The 18,150-nt window shown below is 71.8% G+C and carries 14 protein-coding genes; 11 read left to right on the forward strand and 3 right to left on the reverse strand.

Annotated elements, in window-relative coordinates:
* Positions 1-157: 157 nt before the first annotated feature.
* The 3 genes from H4W31_RS20255 to H4W31_RS20265 all read left to right on the forward strand — a co-directional run bounded on the left by H4W31_RS20255 (position 158) and on the right by H4W31_RS20265 (position 2,451).
* Positions 158-814 carry a DJ-1/PfpI family protein gene (locus H4W31_RS20255; RefSeq protein ID WP_192768097.1) on the forward strand — a complete coding sequence of 219 codons (657 nt, stop codon included), beginning with the start codon at positions 158-160 and terminating at the stop codon, positions 812-814.
* A gap of 59 nt (positions 815-873) precedes the next feature.
* A complete protein-coding gene (locus tag H4W31_RS20260) occupies positions 874-1,191 on the forward strand; it encodes a hypothetical protein (protein ID WP_192768098.1) in 318 nt (105 codons plus the stop codon).
* 171 nt (positions 1,192-1,362) lie between these two features.
* Positions 1,363-2,451 (forward strand): nucleoside hydrolase, encoded by a 1,089-nt coding sequence (locus tag H4W31_RS20265; RefSeq protein ID WP_192768099.1) that lies wholly within the window; start codon positions 1,363-1,365, stop codon positions 2,449-2,451.
* Between the two features lie 34 nt (positions 2,452-2,485).
* On the opposite strand, the gene H4W31_RS20270 is transcribed toward H4W31_RS20265, so the two are convergent.
* Positions 2,486-3,661, reverse strand: a complete 1,176-nt coding sequence (locus H4W31_RS20270; protein ID WP_192768100.1) for an aminoglycoside phosphotransferase family protein — start codon at positions 3,659-3,661, stop codon at positions 2,486-2,488.
* 178 nt (positions 3,662-3,839) lie between these two features.
* Here H4W31_RS20270 and H4W31_RS20275 point away from each other — a divergent pair, with 178 nt between their 5' ends.
* Positions 3,840-8,507, forward strand: a complete 4,668-nt coding sequence (locus H4W31_RS20275; RefSeq protein ID WP_192768101.1) for a family 78 glycoside hydrolase catalytic domain — start codon at positions 3,840-3,842, stop codon at positions 8,505-8,507.
* A 69-nt stretch (positions 8,508-8,576) separates the two neighbouring features.
* On the opposite strand, the gene H4W31_RS20280 is transcribed toward H4W31_RS20275, so the two are convergent.
* Positions 8,577-9,626, reverse strand: a complete 1,050-nt coding sequence (locus H4W31_RS20280; RefSeq protein WP_192768102.1) for a LacI family DNA-binding transcriptional regulator — start codon at positions 9,624-9,626, stop codon at positions 8,577-8,579.
* Positions 9,627-9,925: 299 nt separating this feature from the next.
* Between H4W31_RS20280 and H4W31_RS20285 the strand changes: the two genes are divergently transcribed.
* The 5 genes from H4W31_RS20285 (at position 9,926) to H4W31_RS20305 (ending at position 15,100) form a co-directional block, all read left to right on the forward strand.
* Positions 9,926-11,443 carry a sugar ABC transporter ATP-binding protein gene (locus tag H4W31_RS20285; protein WP_192768103.1) on the forward strand — a complete coding sequence of 506 codons (1,518 nt, stop codon included), beginning with the start codon at positions 9,926-9,928 and terminating at the stop codon, positions 11,441-11,443.
* Between the two features lie 19 nt (positions 11,444-11,462).
* Positions 11,463-12,524: an ABC transporter permease gene (locus tag H4W31_RS20290; RefSeq protein ID WP_318783289.1), complete on the forward strand. Its 1,062-nt coding sequence runs from the start codon at positions 11,463-11,465 to the stop codon at positions 12,522-12,524.
* Positions 12,514-13,542, forward strand: coding sequence for an ABC transporter permease (locus H4W31_RS20295; protein WP_192768104.1), 1,029 nt, complete (start codon positions 12,514-12,516; stop codon positions 13,540-13,542). The genes H4W31_RS20290 and H4W31_RS20295 overlap by 11 nt, the downstream gene beginning before the upstream one ends.
* An 82-nt stretch (positions 13,543-13,624) precedes the next feature.
* Positions 13,625-14,686: a rhamnose ABC transporter substrate-binding protein gene (gene rhaS, locus H4W31_RS20300; protein WP_192768105.1), complete on the forward strand. Its 1,062-nt coding sequence runs from the start codon at positions 13,625-13,627 to the stop codon at positions 14,684-14,686.
* 198 nt (positions 14,687-14,884) lie between these two features.
* The gene (locus tag H4W31_RS20305; RefSeq protein ID WP_318783290.1) at positions 14,885-15,100 is read left to right on the forward strand and encodes a helix-turn-helix domain-containing protein; all 216 of its coding nucleotides are present in this window, start codon (positions 14,885-14,887) and stop codon (positions 15,098-15,100) included.
* Between the two features lie 21 nt (positions 15,101-15,121).
* Here H4W31_RS20305 and H4W31_RS20310 read toward each other — a convergent pair whose 3' ends face one another.
* Entirely contained in the window at positions 15,122-16,414 is a 1,293-nt protein-coding gene (locus tag H4W31_RS20310; protein WP_318783291.1) for an aldehyde dehydrogenase family protein, read from the reverse strand.
* 253 nt (positions 16,415-16,667) lie between these two features.
* Here H4W31_RS20310 and H4W31_RS20315 point away from each other — a divergent pair, with 253 nt between their 5' ends.
* Entirely contained in the window at positions 16,668-17,510 is an 843-nt protein-coding gene (locus tag H4W31_RS20315) for a hypothetical protein (protein ID WP_192768107.1), read from the forward strand.
* A gap of 87 nt (positions 17,511-17,597) precedes the next feature.
* Positions 17,598-18,146: an RNA polymerase sigma factor gene (locus tag H4W31_RS20320; protein ID WP_192768108.1), complete on the forward strand. Its 549-nt coding sequence runs from the start codon at positions 17,598-17,600 to the stop codon at positions 18,144-18,146.
* Positions 18,147-18,150: the final 4 nt, after the last annotated feature.

The raw sequence follows: 18,150 nt of genomic DNA on the forward strand, positions 1-18,150 counted from the left end.
GCGTCAGGTGTCAATGACGGGCGCCATCCCTGTTCAGCGCGCTGGCAAGATTCAGCCGAATGCTGGCAATCGCGCCACTGGAGTTGACGGTGCCGGCTTGGCGAGCATGGACGGGTGCGATCCCGCACACCGAACCGTTCAGCTTGAGGAGCCTTTGATGTACGCCCAGATCGTCCTGTTCGACGGCTTCGACCCGCTGGACGTCATCGCGCCGTTCGAGGTGCTGGCGGCCGGCAGCGACGCGGTGGGCGGTGAGCTGATCGTGGACCTCGTCTCCGCCGAAGGGCCCCGCGCGGTGCTGAGCGGCACCCGTGGGCTGGTACTGAACGCGACCGCCCGCCTCGACCCGACCAGGCCCGGTTACGTCGTGGTTCCGGGGGTCAGCGGACCAACCGTCGGCGATCCCGACGAGGGGGTCGAGACGATTCCGGTGCTGCTCGCCCGCTTCGGCGACACCGACGCGGCTCCACTGCTCCGGCAGGCGCTGCGGAACCCGGCCGTGACGGTGGCGGCCGTCTGCGGTGGCTCGCTGGCCCTGGCCATGGCCGGCCTCATCGAGGAACGCCATGCCGTGACCCATGTCCAGGGCATGGACATGCTCGAGGCGACCGGTGTGCATGCCGTACCGGCCCGGGTCGTCGACGACGGCGATCTGGTCAGTGCCGGGGGAGTGACCTCGGGCCTGGACCTCGGACTCCACATCCTCGAACGCGAGTACGGGCCGAGGATCGCGCACGCCGTCGAGGCCCTCTTCGAGTACGAGCGTCGCGGCACCGTGTGGCGGAACAGCGGACGCCAACCCGTCGTGGTCTGACAGAGCCGCACCCTGACGCCATCCGATACCGCAGACAGCACAGCCGGAAGGGGAAGCCCGTGAACGCCATCGTCGGCATCTGGGACCTGACACTGAAGACGCCGATCGGTTCGCTCGCCGTCGTCTACACCTTCACCGACACCGCCGGCACCGTAGCCGGAACCGCCGAGGGCAGCGGCGAGACGGTTCCGCTCACCGACATCGCCTCGACGGCGACCGCCGACGGGCAGCAGGTCACCTGGCGCCAGTCCGTGACCAGGCCGCTGCGGCTGAACCTGGACTTCGACGTCACCGTTGTCGGCGACACCCTGAGCGGGCGGTCCCGCGCCGGCAGACTGCCCGCCAGCAGCGTCAGCGGCACCCGAAGGAGCAGTTGACCACCTCGCCGTCGAGGTCCCTCCGGTGAACCGGGCGCCGGCTCGGCGGGACTTTCGGGGCCGCACGGAACGCGTCACACCGGCACACTGGGGCGAGGATCGATTCTCCGGCGCCGGCCCCGAGCGACCGTTTCCGCCGGGGCGCCAACCGCACCAGGGGAGGTGTCGGACGTGAATGTGCCCCCACGTCGTACCGCGACGGCGCTGCTGGCGGTCGCGCTCGTGGTCGCCGGCCAGTGGTTCGGCCCGGTGCCCGCCGCCGGCCAGCGAGCCGGCGAGAACGAACGGCACCCGGCCGGCACGCCCGTTCCGGTGATCTACGACAGCGACATGGACTTCGACGACGCGTCGACGCTCGCCCTGCTCTGCGAGGAACACAAGCTGGGGCGGATCGACCTGCGGGCGGTCACGGTGGCCAACAACGGGTTCGGCGAGCCGCGCCGCGCGTTGACGCACGCGCGCAGCGTGCTGGACCAGTGCGGCCTGCCGCAGGTGCCGACAGCCGACGGTGCCACCGGTGCCGGCGTACATCCGGCGCCGCCGGAACTGGTCAGCACGATCGAGACCGTGCTGACCGCAGCCCTGGCCGACGCCGACCATCCGACGCCACCGTCGCCGATCACGGCCGCTCAGCTCATCGCGTTGACCGCCCGGACTGCGCCACGGCAGGTGGTCGTTCTCGCCACCGGGCCGCTGACCAATCTGGCCGACGCCCTGGCCTCGGACCGGGTCCGGGGCCGGATCGCCCGGATCCACGTGATGGGCGGTGCGCTGGCCGTCCCGGGCAACCTGTACGGCTCGGCCCTACCCGGATTCGACAACTCGCAAGAGTTCAACATCTGGCTGGATCCGGGGTCGGCACAACGGATGCTGACCCGGGCCCGTCCCGGCGTCGTACGGCTGGTGCCGCTCGACGCCACCCGCTTCGTTCCGATCACGCCGGCCTTCGTGTCCCGGCTCGGAGCCGACCAGCACGCACCGGGTGCCCGGATCGCGTACCGGATCGCCAGTCAGCCCGACCTCGCTGCGCTGATCGACCTCGGCATCATGTACTGGTGGGACGCGCTCGCTGCGGTGTCGGTCGTACACGACGGCGTCGTCACCCTGAGCCGTACGGTGCCGGTCTCGATCGTCCAGGATGGAGTCCAGTCCGGGCGTACGGTGACCACCCGGCACGGTACGCCGGTCCGGGCCGCCATCGAGGCGGACCGGGCGGCGTTCGAGGAGATCTTCCTCGACTCGCTCAACGGGCGGCGGTGAGTCGCGACCGGCCGGACGACCGACCTCGCGGGGTTCAGACGGAGGCGGGCACGGATGGGCGGGCGGCACGATCCAGCGCGTGGCGGATCGCGGCGGCCGGATCGCCGAGATGGTAGACGCGTTCGCTGGGTTCGATGTTGTCGAGGAACTCCTGGTATCGCACGGCGTAGGCGAGCTGTGCGAGCGGCTCGCCGATCCGCAGCGCCTCGGCCGGACGTGACCGGGGTACGGCCGCGCGCCAGGCCGTGATCCAGGCCTCGGCCGCCGCGCGCTGCCGGTCCGCCGGCAGGAAGTCGACCGCCCGCAGCCCGTCGAGTACCGGGTTGCCCAGGTGCGCGTCGGCGAGGTCGAGGACCACCGGTGGGCCGTCGCCGCGACGCCAGTTGCCGGGGTGGAAGTCGCCGTGCACGACCGTGTCGGGCAGGCCGCAGTCGGCCAGCATCTCCCACCGGGGTCGCAGACCCCGGACGGCCCGGAGTTCCTCGGGGCGAAGTTCGGCGCCGACCGGGCCGTCGAGCAGCTCGCCGACGGCGGCGGCCAGGATCTCCGGCCGCCGGTCCGGGATGCCGTGCGGCGCCGTGCCGATCCCAGCCTGCGCGGCGGCCAGCCGGCGCACGACGTCCGCCACCACCGCCGGGGACGCGTCCCAGCAGTCCGTACCGGGGATGTCGGCCAGCAGCAGCCGACCGGGCGCGCTGGCCAGCACGGTCGGCACCAGATCCGGATCGACCTCGGCGAGCGCGGCGATCGCGATCGGCTCGGCGGCGGCGAAGGGTGGGATGGCCTTGAGCCAGACCGGCCCGTCGGCGGTCGGCAGCCGGAACAGCCCGGCCAGGTTCCAGGTCTTGCGCTGTTCGGGCCGCCCGGTGCGGTCGACGTGCCGGTACGCCCAGTCGAGAAGTTCCCGGATGCCCGACGCCCGGGCCCAGGGCAGCCGGAGGGGGTGGTCGTCGTCGGTGAAGTCGCAGCCGGTCCGGTTCCCCGGTGGTCGGAGCGCCGCCACGTGGTACGTGACGTGGCCGTCGCGCGCCCCGTCGGCACCCTCGACGGTGAGCAGCCGCAGGACGAGGACCGGCACGCCGAGGGTTTCCTCCAGGTGCGCCACGACCGGCCCGACCTCGGCCCACCACGGAACGTCGACCGGGAACGGTCCGACCGTACCGACGCAGCTGCCGTCGTACGTCACCAGCGCGGTCACGGTTCGTCCCATCTCGCCAGTGTGGACCACCGGCAGCGGAGCCCGACCGAATAACGGACTGGCCCGGTCCGGGGGCGTACTGGCCGGATGTGGCCATCGGTAGCCATTGAATTGGGGCGGCGTCAGTGGACAGGATCTGTCCAAGATGCACTTGAGACGTTTCATCTGCCGCGAAGTGGGGAGTCGGCGCATGAGGGTCACCTGGATGCCCCGGTCGGGACTGTCGGCCGTACTCGCGCTGCTCCTCGTCGTACCGGGGAGTGCGGTTGCCGGACCGGCGCCGGCCGGTGCCGCGCCGCCCGGTCCCGAGCTGGCGGTGGCGGACCTGACCACCGAACGGGCGACCGACCCGATCGGACTCGACGTCGACCGTCCCCGGCTCGGCTGGACGATCAACTCCGCCCGGCGCGGCGTACTGCAACAGTCCTACCAGGTACGGGTGGCCAGCAGCCCGGCTCGGCTCGGTGACGCCGACGTCTGGGACAGCGGCCGGGTCAGCTCCCGGAACAGCACCCTCGTCCCGTACGCCGGTCCGGCGCTGAAGCCCCGCACCCGGTACGCCTGGCAGGTGCGGGTCTGGGACACCACGGGTCGCGCCTCCGGTTGGAGTACGCCCGCCTTCTGGGAGACCGGCGTCCAGGGCCCCGAGGGGTGGCGGGCCGACTGGATCGGGCTGGCCCCGCCGACCGAGTCCTGGGCCGACTACACCGTCGCCACCACGGTCCGGGTGGAACGGGACGCGGCCGGGATCTTCTTCCGGGCGAGCGGTCCGGGCAACGCCTACATGTGGCAGTTCTCCGTCACCGGCGGCGCCGCGAAACTGCGCCCGCACCTGCGCGTCAACGGGGCCTGGACGGTGCTCAAGGAGGTGCCGCTGGCTGCCGTCGTACCGGCGGACCGGCTGACCGCCCCACACAGCCTGCGGATCAGCGCGGTCGGTGACACCTTCACCACCTGGGTCGACGGCATCCAGGTGGACGTCACCCGGAACGCCACCCACCGGGCCGGTTCGGTCGGGCTGCGTACCTCCACCCAGGAGGCGGCGGTCTTCTCCGACTTCTCGGTCACCAGCGGCGATCAGACCCTCTACGCCGCCCCGCTCACCGACGGCGAGAACCCGTTCGGCGCCGGCACCTCGACCGCCGCCGGCCTGCGGGTCAGCGGCGACGCCGAGGCGATGCTCGCCGCGCTGGACGCGAACCCGCTGCTGCGCCGGGGCTTCCGGGTCGACGGGAAGGTCTCCCGGGCCCGGGTCTACGCCAGCGCGCTCGGCGTCTACGAGCTCTCGCTGAACGGCCAGCGGGTCGGCGACCACGAACTGGCGCCCGGCTGGACCGACTACGCCAAGCGGGTGCAGTACCAGACGTACGACGTGACCGGTCAGCTCCGGCAGGGCGACAACGCGTTCGCGGCGATGGTCGGTGACGGCTGGTACGCCGGCAGCATCGCCTGGTTCGGTAGCGACTTCTACGGGCCCCGGCCGCTGCTGAGCGCGCAACTCGTCGTCGACTACGCCGACGGCCGGAGCGAGACGGTCCGTACCGACGGCTCCTGGCGGGCCACTCCGGGACCGTTCCTCCAGAGCGACCTGATCCACGGCGAGACCTACGACGCGCGCCGGCTCCCGGCCGGCTGGGACGCGCCCGGTTTCGACGACGCCGGCTGGTCGGCGGCGACCGTCGGCGGCGACAACGGCGCCACCGCCAAGCTGGTGGCCCAGGTCGACCCGCCGGTCCGGGTGACCCAGGAACTGCCGGCCAGGGCGCTGACCCAGCCCACCCCGGGTACCTGGATCTTCGACCTGGGCCAGAACATGGTGGGCAAGGTACGCCTTCGGGTCGACGGCCCGGCCGGTACGACGGTACGGATCCGGCACGCCGAGGTGCTCAACCCGGACGGCACCGCCTACACCGCGAACCTGCGTACGGCCAGGGCGACCGACCACTACCGGCTGGGCGGCACAGGTCCGGAGGTCTACGAACCGACCTTCACCTTCCACGGCTTCCGGTACGTCGAGCTGACCGGCTTCCCCGGCACCCCCGAGCTGGGTACCGTCACCGGCCTGGTGATGCACACTGACGGCGAGCTGAGCAGTGAGTTCTCCACGTCCAACCCGATGGTGAACCAGTTGCACAGCAACATCACCTGGGGCCAGCGCGGCAACTTCCTCTCCATCCCGACCGACACCCCGGCCCGGGACGAGCGGCTCGGCTGGACCGGTGACATCAACGTCTTCGCCGAGACCGCGACGTTCAACATGGACAGTCTGACGTTCCTGACCAAGTGGCTGGCGGACCTGCGGGACGCGCAGTCGGCGAACGGCGCGTACCCGGACGTGGCGCCGAGGGCCTGCTGCGGCGACGGCGCGACCGGCTGGGCGGACGCCGGGATCACCGTGCCGCACACCCTCTGGCAGCGCTACGGGGACACCCGGGTCGTCGCGGAGCACTACGACTCGATGGTCCGCTACGCCGGCTGGCTGGAGGCCACCAGTTCGGGTCACCGGCGGACCAACGCCGGCCCGTACCTCGACTGGCTGAACCTCGACGATCCGACCCCGGCCGGGGTGCTCGGCACCGCCTACTACGCGCACAGCATCCGGCTGTTGGGGGAGATGGCCGGCGCTATCGGCAGAACCGCCGACGCCACCCGGTACGCCGCCCTGTCGAAGCAGATCGCCGACGCGTTCGTCGAGGCGTACGTCGCGGCCGACGGCACGGTGCAGGGCGACAGCCAGACCGGGTACGTCCTGGCGATCGGGATGGACCTGCTGCCGGGTGCACTCCGGACCAGGGCCGCCGACCGGCTGGTCGCCAACCTGGAGCGGCACGACTGGCACCTGGCCACCGGCTTCCTCGGCACCCCCGACCTGCTGCCGGCGCTCAGCGACACCGGACACCTCGACGTGGCCTACCGGCTGCTGCTCAACGACACCTACCCGTCCTGGGGCTACGAGATCGCCAAGGGTGCCACCACGATCTGGGAGCGGTGGAACTCGATCATGCCGGACGGCAGCTTCGGCGACGTGTCGATGAACTCCTTCAACCACTACGCCTACGGCGCGGTCGGGGACTGGATGTACCGCACGGTGGCGGGAATCCAGCCCGACGCCGCGAACCCCGGGTACGCCCACCTGACCATCGCGCCGCAGCCCGGTGGGAACCTGCGCTCCGCGAAGGCGTCGTACCGGTCGGTGCACGGCACCATCGGGACCGACTGGCGACTCGACGACCAGGGCCAACTCCGGCTGTCGGTCACCGTCCCCGGCAACACCACGGCGACCGTACGGATCCCGGCGCCCAGCCGGCACGCGGTCACCGAGGGCGGCCGGCCGGCGGAACGGGCCGACGGCGTACGGCTGCGCGGGCTCGACGACGGGGTGGCGGTCTTCGAGATCGGCTCCGGCAGCTACTCCTTCGCCGTCGACCGGGTGCTCGGCGACCTGGGCGAGGCCGGCGACGCGGTCACCGCGGCGTCAACGCTCGCGAACGAGGTGGCCGGGGACCTGAGCTGGCCGCTCGCCGTCTACCTGCGGGTCCGGCTGGCCCAACTGGCGATCGAGCTGGCCGCCGCCCGGTTGGCGTACGCGGCCGGAAACGAGCAGGCCACCGCGGCGGGAGTACACCGGACCCTGGCCACCGCCGCCGACCTCGACCGCTGGCTGCGTACCCAGGCCGGGGCGGGGCGGATCCCGACGGCCACCGCCGAGCGCTTCGGTGTCCTGCTGACCCGGCTCGACCAGCGGCTCTCCGCCGCCTCTTCGACACTGGTCGGCGCGGTGGTACGCCTCGAACTGCCGGTCGGTGAGGCGCTTCCCGGTGACCCGGTCCGGGCGACCGTGGTGCTCACCAACGCCGGCCGCAGTACGTTGACCGGCCTGGCCTCCACGCTGGACGCGCCGGAGGGCTGGACGGTGCGGCCGGTCGGCAGCCGTCCCGGCAGCGTGGCGCCGGGGAAGTCGGTACGGCACGACTACGACCTGCGGGTGTCGGCCGGCCAGTCCCCGGCGACGGTCCCGGTGACCGGGTCGGCGAGCTACCGGCACCGCTCCGGCACCGCGACGATGCCCCTGACGGGATCGCTGGTCGTGGCCCCGGCGGTCAGCATCGGCGCGTCGACCGTCGAGCCGGCCACGGTCGAACCCGGCGGCACGGCGACGATCCGTACGGTGCTGCGGAACCGCTCCACGGCCCGGGTGACCGGGCAGGTGGCGGGCAGCGCACCGGACGGCTGGCGGGTCGAGCCCGCGGTCGGGGCGTACGACCTGGCTCCCGGTGCACAGGTCACCCTGGACACCGTGGTCACCGCACCGGTGTCGACCACCGAGGGCGCGGCCGGGATCGTTGTCGCCACCGGGTCAACCGAGGCCGAACGCCGCACCGTCGAGGTGCCGGTACGGTTCACCAACCCGCCCGGAACGGTGCTCGACCACGTCGACCTCGGCGCGGCGGCCTCGGAGCAGGCGCACGGGCTCGTCGCGTCGCAGTACTCCGGCACCAGCACCGAGGCCGGGCTGACCCGCCGCTACACCAACGTCAGCTACCCCGGCGGGTACTTCGAGTTCGATCTCGCCGTCGCGCCGGGGCGGCCGTTCGTGCTCCGGGCCGTGGAGACGTACGACAGCGCCCAGTTGAAGGACTACGACATCCTGGTCGACGGCGTTCCCGCGCACGTCCGGGCGTACCGCCGGCCCGTCGGTGGGCTCGGCACGGTGAGCTACCAGTTCGTGGTCGACCGGCCGGAGGTGACCGGGGACGGCGTGGTCAGGGTGCGGTTCCAGGACACCGGCGAGGGCTACGACCCCTCCGTCGCCGACGTCTGGTCGATGCCGATGCCGGAGCCGCCCGCCGGGCGCTGAGCACCGGCGGCGCCGGTCCGGGGGAGGTCGCCTTCCGGACCGGCTGCCCGGCAGGGCTGCCCGGCCCGGTCAGCGGTCCGTCGGGCCGCCCGACCTGCGGCTGGATTCCCGGACCACCAGTTCGGGTTCGAAGACGACCTGCTGGTGCCGGTGGCTGTCGGGCTGGGTCACCTCGGCGAGGAGCAGTGCGGCGGCGGTCTGGCCGAGCCGTTGCCGGGGCTGGCGTACCGAGGTGAGCGGTACGGCCGCCGCTGCCGCGAAGTCGATGTCGTCGTAGCCGACCAGGGCGATGTCCTCGGGTACCCGGACGCGTTGCTGGGTCAGGCCCTGGAGGACGCCGAGCGCGAGCAGGTCGTTGGCGCAGAAGACGGCGGTGACCCGGCTGTCCCGGGGGGTGCCGAGGATGCGTGCGGCGGCGTCGCGGCCGGCGGGGGCGGTGGATGCCGGGGTGTCGAAGCGTTGCAGGGCGTTCTCCAGCCCGTCGAGCCCGGCACCGGTGACCGCCTGGACGGCACCGGCGTGGCGGTCGTGCATCTGTTCCAGCCCGGCGGGGCCGCCGACGAAGGCGATCCGCCGGTGACCGGCCTCCAGCAGATGTTTCACGGCCAGTTCGCCACCGAGCCGGTCGTCGACCGAGACCGAGCAGAGGTCGGGCTGCCGCGAGCGCCGGTCGAGCAGCACCACGTGGATGCCGCGCTCGCGCAGTTGCCGCAGCCGGCTGCTCGCGTCGTCGATCGGGGTGATCAGTACGCCCCGGACCCGCTGCTCCTTGAGCAGGTCGAGGTAGGCGTCCTCCTTGGCCTGGTCGCCGTCGCTGTTGCAGAAGATGACGGCCATCCCGGCGGTGCCGATGGTGTCCTCGACGCCCTTGGCGATGTCGGTGAAGAACGGATTCGCCACGTCGAGGACGACCAGCCCGAGGGTGCGACTCCGCCCCCGGCGCAGCTGCCGGGCGGCGTGGTTGGGCACGAACCCCAGCTCGTCGATCGAGGCGAGGACCCGGGCCCGGGTCGCACTCGCCACCAGCTCGGGCTGGTTGAGCACGTTCGACACCGTGCCCATGGAGACCCCCGCGTGACTGGCGACGTCGCGGATGCTCACCACGGGCGTGTCTCGCACCGGCTGTCCTCCTGGGCGGTCGTCGGAACTGAATCGTGTCAAGAATGCCTGCCGGCTCCGGCGCCGGGGGTCCTCTGACCGGAAGTGGCCACTGCGGCCCTGGTCGGAGCCGTCGATGCACCGATTCTGATCGATCGCCGCCGGATCCGGGCTGCCCAGGGCATCGATGGCGGTGTAGGAAAGGGCTTACCTGCGAGTAACGATTCAGTAACCGCCATGAAACGCTTGACCGGCCGGGAAGCCGGGCTCTACCGTCGTCATCACATTGGACTGAAACGTTTCATGGCTGGAGGGCGTTGATGCCCGAGCATGCGGACAACGACGCGGCGCGGCTGGCGCTGTCCGGCGTACGGAAGTCGTTCGGCGCGGTGCACGCGTTGGTCGACGTACGCCTCGAGCTGCGGTCGGGCGAGGTGCATGCCCTCGTCGGCGAGAACGGTGCCGGCAAGTCCACCCTGGTGAAGATCCTGGCCGGGGTGCACGCGCCGGACGCCGGTGAGCTGACCCTCGACGGCGTACCGCTGGCGTTGACCGGTCCGGCCGACGCCCGGGCCGCCGGGATCGCGGTGATCTACCAGGAGCCGACGTTGTTCCCCGACCTGTCGGTCGCCGAGAACATCTTCATGGGCCGGCAACCGCTGCGGGGACTGCGCCGGATCGACGCCGCGTCGATGCGGCAACGCGCGACGGACCTGTTCGCGCGGCTCGGCGTACCCCTTGATCCGGACCGGCCGGCGCGCGGCCTCTCCATCGCCGACCAGCAGCTCGTGGAGATCGCGAAGGCGCTCTCCTTCGAGGCCCGGGTGCTGGTGATGGACGAGCCGACGGCGGCGCTGTCCGGAGTGGAGGTCGAGCGGCTGTTCGCGGTGGTCCGCTCGCTGCGCGAGGCCGGCTCGGCGGTGCTGTTCATCTCGCACCGCTTCGACGAGGTGTTCGCGCTCTGCCAGCGGATAACCGTGATGCGCGACGGGCGGTGGGTCTCGACCGACCGGACCGAGGACCTGGACGTGGGCCAGGTGGTGCGGCGAATGGTCGGCCGGGAGGTCTCACAGCTCTTCCCCAAGCAGGAGACCGAGCCCGGGGAGGTGATGCTCCAGGTGCGCGGCCTGACCCGGCGCGGGGTCTTCTCCGACGTCAGCTTCGAGGTACGCCGAGGAGAGATCGTCGCCCTCGCGGGCCTGGTCGGCGCCGGTCGCAGCGAGGTGATCCGGGCGGTCTTCGGCGTCGACCCGTACGACGCGGGCGAGGTGCTGGTCGACGGCGTACGCCTGCCCCGGTCCAGGCCGGCGGCGGCGATGGCCGCGGGCCTGGCGCTGGTACCGGAGGACCGCCGGCAGCAGGGGCTGGTCATGGAGCTGTCGATCGAGCGGAACGCCACGCTGACCCGGCGCTGGTCGCTGGCCCGGTTCGGCCTGCTCGGCCGGGGCGCCGAGCGTCGCGCGGCCGGGACCTGGACCGAGCGGCTCCAGGTGAAGGCGGGCCGGCTCGGTGACCCGGTGTCGACGCTGTCCGGCGGCAACCAGCAGAAGGTGGTGCTGGCGAAGTGGCTCTCCACCAGCCCGAAGGTGCTGATCGTCGACGAACCCACCCGGGGGATCGACGTCGGCACCAAGGCCGAGGTGCACCGGCTGATGTCCCAGCTCGCCGCCGAGGGCGTCGCGGTGGTGATGGTCTCCAGCGAGCTGCCCGAGGTCCTGGGCATGGCCGACCGGGTGCTGGTGATGCACGAGGGGCGGCTGGCCCAGGAAATCGCCCGGGACGCGGCCAGCGAGGAGTCGGTGATGCTCGCCGCCACCGGCCAGCGAGGCAACCCGTGATCGGGCAGGGAGGAGAGCTGTGAGCACCACGAGCGAGCCGGGCACGGCCCCGGGCCCGGCGCCGGAACGTGCGGCGCCACCCGCCGCCGGTGTCCGGGCCGCGCATCGGCTGTTCCTCGGCCGGGAACTCGGCATCGCGCTGGCGTTGCTGCTGCTGCTCGGCGTGACGACGGCGGTGAACCCGAGGTTCCTGTCCGGACAGGGCCGCACCGACCTGATGCTCGGCGCGACCATCCTGGTGGTGCTCGCCGTCGGCCAGGCGATCGTCATCATCACCCGCAACGTGGACCTCTCGGTCGGATCCGTTCTCGGGCTGTCCGCGTTCGCCACCGGCAAGCTGTTCCTGGCGATGCCGGACGCGCCGATCGTGTTGGCGCTGCTCGCCGGGGTGGGCGTCGGCGTGCTCTGCGGCGTCGTCAACGGCGCGCTGATCGCGCTGGCCCGGGTGCCGGCCCTGGTGGTCACCCTCGGCACCCTGTACGTCTTCCGGGGCGTCGACTACTCCTGGGCCGCCGGCCAGCAGATCAACGCCGCCGACATGCCTAGCGGCTTCAAGGGCATGGGTACGGCCGACGTATTCGGCTTCCCGGCGCTCGCGTTGTTCGCGGTCGTGGTGCTGGTGGCCGCCGGGTTCTACCTCCGGTCCTACCGCAGTGGCCGGGAGCTGTACGCGATCGGCTCGGACCCGGCGGCGGCCCGGCTCTCCGGAATCCCGGTCGGCCGACGGGTGTTCGGCGCGCTGGTGGTCAGCGGCGCACTCGCCGGACTGGCCGGGGTGCTGTACGCGGCCCGGTTCGGCACCGTCGACGCCGCCTCCGGTACCGGCATCGAACTGAACGTGGTCGCCGCCGTGGTGGTCGGCGGGGTGGCGATCTTCGGCGGCAGCGGCTCGGTCTACGGCGCGGCGCTCGGCGCCGTACTGCTGAGCACCATCGGCAGCGCGCTGCCGGTGCTGCACGTCAGCCCGTTCTGGCAGCAGGCCGTCGTCGGTGCGTTGATCCTGGCCGCGATCGGCATGGACCGGGCGCTCGCGACGCGGGTGGCCCAACGTCTGCGAGGAGGTAAGGCCCGTGGCGCCTGAGGGAACGGGCCGACCGGCCCGCTGGTTCGCCGCGTTCGGCACCTGGGACGTGCTGGTGATCGTCGTCCTGGCCCTGGTCGTCGTCGCCTCGTCGGTGCTGGTGGAGGGCTTCGCCAGTGCACGCTTCTGGGGCTTCCTGCTGCTCGACATCGTGCCGATCGCGCTGATCGCCCTGCCGATGACGCTGATCGTCATCACCGGGGAGATCGACCTGTCGGTCGCCAGTGTGCTCGGCCTGTCCAGCGCGGTGCTGGGGCAGCTCTGGGTCACCGGCCTGCCGCTGCCGCTGGTCCTGCTGCTGGTGGTGCTGCTCGGTGCGGTGCTGGGCGCGGTGAACGGACTCTTCATCGCCGGGTTCGGGCTGCCGTCGCTGGCGGTCACGATCGGCACGCTGGCGCTGTACCGGGGGCTCGCCTACGTGGTGCTCGGCGACCGGGCGGTCGCGGACTTCCCGATCGGCTGGACCAGCAACAGCATCGAGGTGCTGCCCGGTACGACCGTGCCGTGGGTCGTCCTGCCCCTCGCCCTGCTGGCCGTCGGGTTCGGGGTGGTGCTGCACTACACGCCGATCGGTCGCGGCCTCTACGCGATGGGCAACAACGACCAGGCCGCCACCTTCTCCGGCATCGCGGTGGCCCGGACCAAGTTCTGGCTGTACGTCGTCACCGGTGCGGTCGCCGCCCTGGCCGGCGTCTTCTGGACCATGCGGTACGCCAGTGCCCGCGCCGACAACGGCAGCGGTCTGGAGCTGTCGGTGGTGGCGGCGGTGCTGCTCGGCGGCGTCTCCATCTTCGGCGGCCGGGGCAGCCTGGTCGGCGTACTCGCCGGGGTGCTGCTGCTGATGACGCTGCGCAACGCACTGCAACTCGCCGACGTACCGGCCGACACCCTGACGGTGGTGACCGGTGCTCTGTTGATCATCTCTGTCGTCGGGCCGAACCTGTTCGGCATGCTCCGGGACCGGACCCGGCGCCGACGATCTGCCGTATCGCCGGTGGCGGGCGCCCCGGGCGCCTGACCACGTCACACCTCCCCACCGCGCCGGGATCTTCCGGTGGCGTCGAAGGTACGGACAGCTGTATTTCGAGAAAGGACCGGTCATGACCGTCATTCGATCCAGAGCAGTACGCCTCGGCGCCACCGTGGCCACACTGGCGGCCCTGGTACTCAGCGCCGGGTGCGCGAGCGACGACGAGGGCGCCGCCCCGGGCGACACGGCGGCCGGCGGCGGAAGCACCATCAAGGAGGGGCTGAGCGTCGCGTTCCTGCCCAAGCAGGTGAACAACCCGTACTTCACCGTCTCCGACAACGGCGGCAAGGCCGCGGTCGAGGAGTTCAAGGGGGAGTACAAGGAGGTCGGCCCGTCCGAGGCGACCGCCTCGTCACAGGTCAGCTACCTGAACACCCTCACCCAGCAGGGCAGCGACGTCATCGTCGTGTCGGCCAACGACCCGAACGCGATCTGCGGCGCGGTCAACCAGGCCCGGCAGGGCGGCGCGAAGGTGGTCACCTTCGACTCGGACACCAACAAGGACTGCCGGGACCTCTTCGTCAACCAGGTGACCGGGCAGGGCATCGCGGAAAATCAGGTCAAGCTGATCTCCGACGCCATCGGTGGCCAGGGCAAGGTCGCGATCCTCTCGGCGACCGCGAACGCGACCAACCAGAACGCCTGGATCGAGCTGATGAAGACCGAGCTGAAGAAGCCGGAGTACAGCAAGATCGAGCTGGTCACCACGGTGTACGGCGACGACAAGGACGACAAGTCGTTCCAGGAGACCCAGGGACTGCTCTCGTCGCACCCGGACCTGAAGGGCATCATCTCGCCGACCACCGTGGGTGTGGCGGCGGCGGCCCGCTACCTGTCCGGCTCGCAGTACAAGGGCAAGGTCGCGCTGACCGGTCTCGGCACCCCGAACCAGATGCGCGACTTCGTCAAGAACGGCACCGTGAAGAGCTTCGCGCTGTGGAACCCGGCCGACCTCGGCTACCTGGCCGCGTACGCGGGTGCGGCACTCGCCTCCGGCATGATCACCGGCAAGGAGGGTGACAAGTTCACCGCCGGCAAGCTCGGCGAGTACACGGTCGCCGCCGACGGCGTCCTGGTGCTCGGCCCGCCGACCGTCTTCGACGCGGCGAACATCGACCAGTTCGACTTCTGAGCCACCTTCCCGGCGCCGCCCTGCCACGGGCGCGGCGGCGCCGGGAAGTTCCCATCCCGCCCACCCGTCGACGCCGGCGCACACCGCGTCGCTCGCGTCGACCCGACGGCGATACCGGCCCGGAGCACGGGGATGCCGGGCCAGACCACAGATCGGAGCAGTACGGCAGCACCGCATCGAGAGGAAGGAGTGGCGTCCGTGACCGTACCGATCGTGCAACGCCAACTACTGGACGACGAGGAACTGACCCTGCTGCGACTGCTCGCCCAGGGACTTCCGATCGACGCGGTCGCCCGCCGGCTGGAGATGTCCGAACGGACCGTCCGCCGCCGTACCCGGGCGATCTGTGACCGGCTCGCCGTGCCGGCGCCGATCTCCGCGGTGGTGTGGGCGGTCCGGCACGGTCTGCTCTGACCGGAGGCCGGCCACCGCCGGTCAGTTCGAGGCGGTCGACCGGTCCTCCGGCACCACCACGTACTGGCGGAGGAAGAGGTCCTGGAAGGTGACCGGCCCGCGCGGCCCGGGCACGTGGTCCACGTTGATGCCGGTCTCCGGTACGCCGTGCAGCTTGAACCCGTCCAGCAGCCGGGTCGAGGCGTTCCAGAAGACACCGGTGCCGACGGCGGCGGCGATGAACCGCTGTGCCGCCGCCCCGTCCTCGGTCACGATGGTCGCGGCGAGCCCCGAGGTCTCGGTGTTCGCGATCGTGACCGCCTCGTCGAGATCGGCGACGACGGAGATCGTGACCGTCGCCTCCCGGCCGCTGTCCAGGGCCCACTCGTAGCCGACCGGATGGTCGTAGGGCGGCAGCGACGCGCGTACGCCCAATTCGTCCATCGCGCGCTCGAAGGCCGGTACCGCCCGTTCGGCGATGCTCCCGTGCACGAGCAGGAGGTTCACCCGGTTGCACACGCCCAGCCGGTCCAGGCCGGCGACCAGCAGCTCGGTCGCCCGGGTGAGGTCGGCCGCGGCGTCGACGTACAGCACACCGCCGCCGTCGGCGTGGGCGAGGGTGCGTACGCCGTGCCGGGCGGCCTCGGCCCCGAGCGACCTGGTGGCGTCACCACTGCCGCGCAGGATCACCAGCGGGATCAGGTCCGGTTGACGTACCAGCGCGACGGCGCTCTCCCGGCTCGCGTCCGGAAGTAGCTGGACCGCGTCCGGGTCGAGCCCGACGTCGGCCAGACCGGGGGCGATGACGTGCTGGTAGAGGGCGCTGGCGGAGGTGAGCGCGGCGGACCCGGTACGCAGGACGCCCGCGTTGCGCGACTTCACCAGTTGGGACGCCACGTCGACCGTCACGTTCGGGCGGGCCTCGAAGTTGGCCCCGATGACGCCGACCGGGCGGCGGCGCTCGGACAGCCGCAGTCCGCCGGGCAGCGACCGCAGGAACGTCTCGCTGGCCGGGAACGGTGCCTCGGCGAGCAGCCTGAGCTGGTCGGCCATCCCCTTGAGGCGGCCGGTGTCCAGCCGGAGCCGGTCCTGGAGCGCCGGGCTCATCCCGCTGGCCCGGGCCGCCTCGACGTCCTCCGAGTTGGCGGCCAGGATCTGGGCCTCGGCGCCGACCAGACGGTCCGCCATCGCCTTCAGGGCCGAGTCGACCACCGCGTCCGGCGCGGCCATCAGCCCGGCCGCCGCGGCCCGGGCCCGCCTGCCACACTCGGCAACCAGCGCGGGTACGTCGTCCGTACCCTTCCGGCCCTGGTCAGTTGCCTCGCTCGACGCCACCGTCTGGTCTCCTTCGCATTCCCGCACCGCATGCCGTCGGCACGGACCGAGTTTGACATCTTGTTCAACGAGGGAGCAATGATGCCGCTGTGCGGCCCGGCCGGTGAGCCCGGAAGAGTCGCCAGTGTCGCATCCGGCGACGGCCGGCGGAGTCGACCGAACCGGTGTCCCAGATTCTGGCGCTCCCGGAGCCCGTACCGGGCCACCCGGGGGGCCGCAGCCGGTGGCCGGGGTACGGATAAGGTTCCGACCCATGTCAAAGAACCTGGTGCGGGTCGTGTTCGTCGACGCCGACACCGGAGCGCAGATCGGTCGGAGTGAACTGCCGGTCGCGCAGTTGCCGGAGAGCTTCCAGGCGCAGACCACGCTCGAACTGGCCGGTTCGGCGTGGTCGGTCGAGCGGGCCGAGCCACCGACGGCGACGGAGTTCGGCGCGACCGGAACGCTGGCGCTGACGCTGCGCCGGATCGAGTCGGTCCCGCCAACCGACATCCTGTACTCCCTGCCGACGATCTGTGCCGTCCTGCCATCGGTGGCCGACGCCCCAGCCAACGCCGCCCGGGTCGAGCTGCACGAGGATGACTGGCGGCAGGTGGAGCTGGTCAGCGCCGATCTCGCCGACGTGGTCCAGACCGAGTTGCGCGCGGTACGCCAGAGCTACGAACAGCACGCCCGCCGGGACGACGACGGCCGGGTGTACGGCTTCCAGGGCATCCACGTCCGCAGTCAGCCGATCCGCCCGCTCTCGACCTCGGTGTCCCGGCGCCGGCTGCTGGCCGCGCTGCCGCCGTCCGCCCGTGACCGTGGGGGGATCGGGTTCCGCGATCAGCGCGGAATCGTGCCCAGTTCGTTCGTGATGTCCGTCGGCCGGGTGCTTCTATACGGGCTCACCGACGGCGACGCCGTCGCGGTACTGGCCCTGCACATCGAACCGGGCCCGGCCTCCGAACCGCAGCCGGGACTCGTCACCGGACTGGAACAGGCCATGCGTTCGGCCAACCTCGTACTGGTCGACTGGTGCCGGGCCACGATGGTCAGGCCCGCCTCGCTGGGCGACTACCTCGCCGCAACCGCCGCCAACCGCCGGATCGGTTAGGAAGGGGCCCTTCTTCTACAAAAAGCGATAACAAGGGGCCCTTCCTTACCAGCCGGCCGAGGTGGACACGGTGCCTAGACTCATACCGTGCCCTCCGGCCCGGACGACCTCGAAGGGCTGGCCCGAGCCGCCGCCGACGGCGACCGGGAAGCCCTGGACCGCCTCCTCGTCGCGGTCCGCCCCGACGTGCTGCGGATGTCGGCGCGTTTCCTGCCGAACCGCGAGGACGCGGAGGAGGCGTGCCAGGACACCCTCCTGGCGGTCTCCCGGGGGATAACCCGGTTCGACGGCCGCGCGGCGTTCCGGACCTGGCTGCACCGGATCGCCGCCAACCGGTCGAGGTCGACCTATCAGGCGTTGCGTCGTCGGTTCGACGCCGAGGCACGGGGTGGACCGATGCCGGACACCCCCGATCCGCGCCGTACCAGTGTGATCGCCGGGACCCGGCTGGACCTGCTGGACGCGTTGGAGGCGATCGGCCCCGAACTCGCCGAGCCGGTGGCGTTGCGCGACGTCCTCGGCCTGCCGTACCGGGAGATCTCCCTCCTGCTGGAGCTTCCCGAGGGCACCGTGAAGTCGCGGATCCATCAGGCGCGGCGTCGGTTGCGGGACCACCTCACCGATAGACTGGCCTGATCCC

Source organism: Plantactinospora soyae, assembly GCF_014874095.1.
Lineage (GTDB): Bacteria > Actinomycetota > Actinomycetes > Mycobacteriales > Micromonosporaceae > Plantactinospora > Plantactinospora soyae.

Coding starts and splice junctions, on each gene's coding strand:
- H4W31_RS20255 (WP_192768097.1), top strand. CDS start 158: ATGTACGCCCAGATCGTCCTGTTCGACGGCTTCGACCCGCTGGACGTC.
- H4W31_RS20270 (WP_192768100.1), bottom strand. CDS start 3,661: ATGGGACGAACCGTGACCGCGCTGGTGACGTACGACGGCAGCTGCGTC.
- H4W31_RS20275 (WP_192768101.1), top strand. CDS start 3,840: ATGAGGGTCACCTGGATGCCCCGGTCGGGACTGTCGGCCGTACTCGCG.
- H4W31_RS20285 (WP_192768103.1), top strand. CDS start 9,926: ATGCCCGAGCATGCGGACAACGACGCGGCGCGGCTGGCGCTGTCCGGC.
- rhaS (WP_192768105.1), top strand. CDS start 13,625: ATGACCGTCATTCGATCCAGAGCAGTACGCCTCGGCGCCACCGTGGCC.
- H4W31_RS20315 (WP_192768107.1), top strand. CDS start 16,668: ATGTCAAAGAACCTGGTGCGGGTCGTGTTCGTCGACGCCGACACCGGA.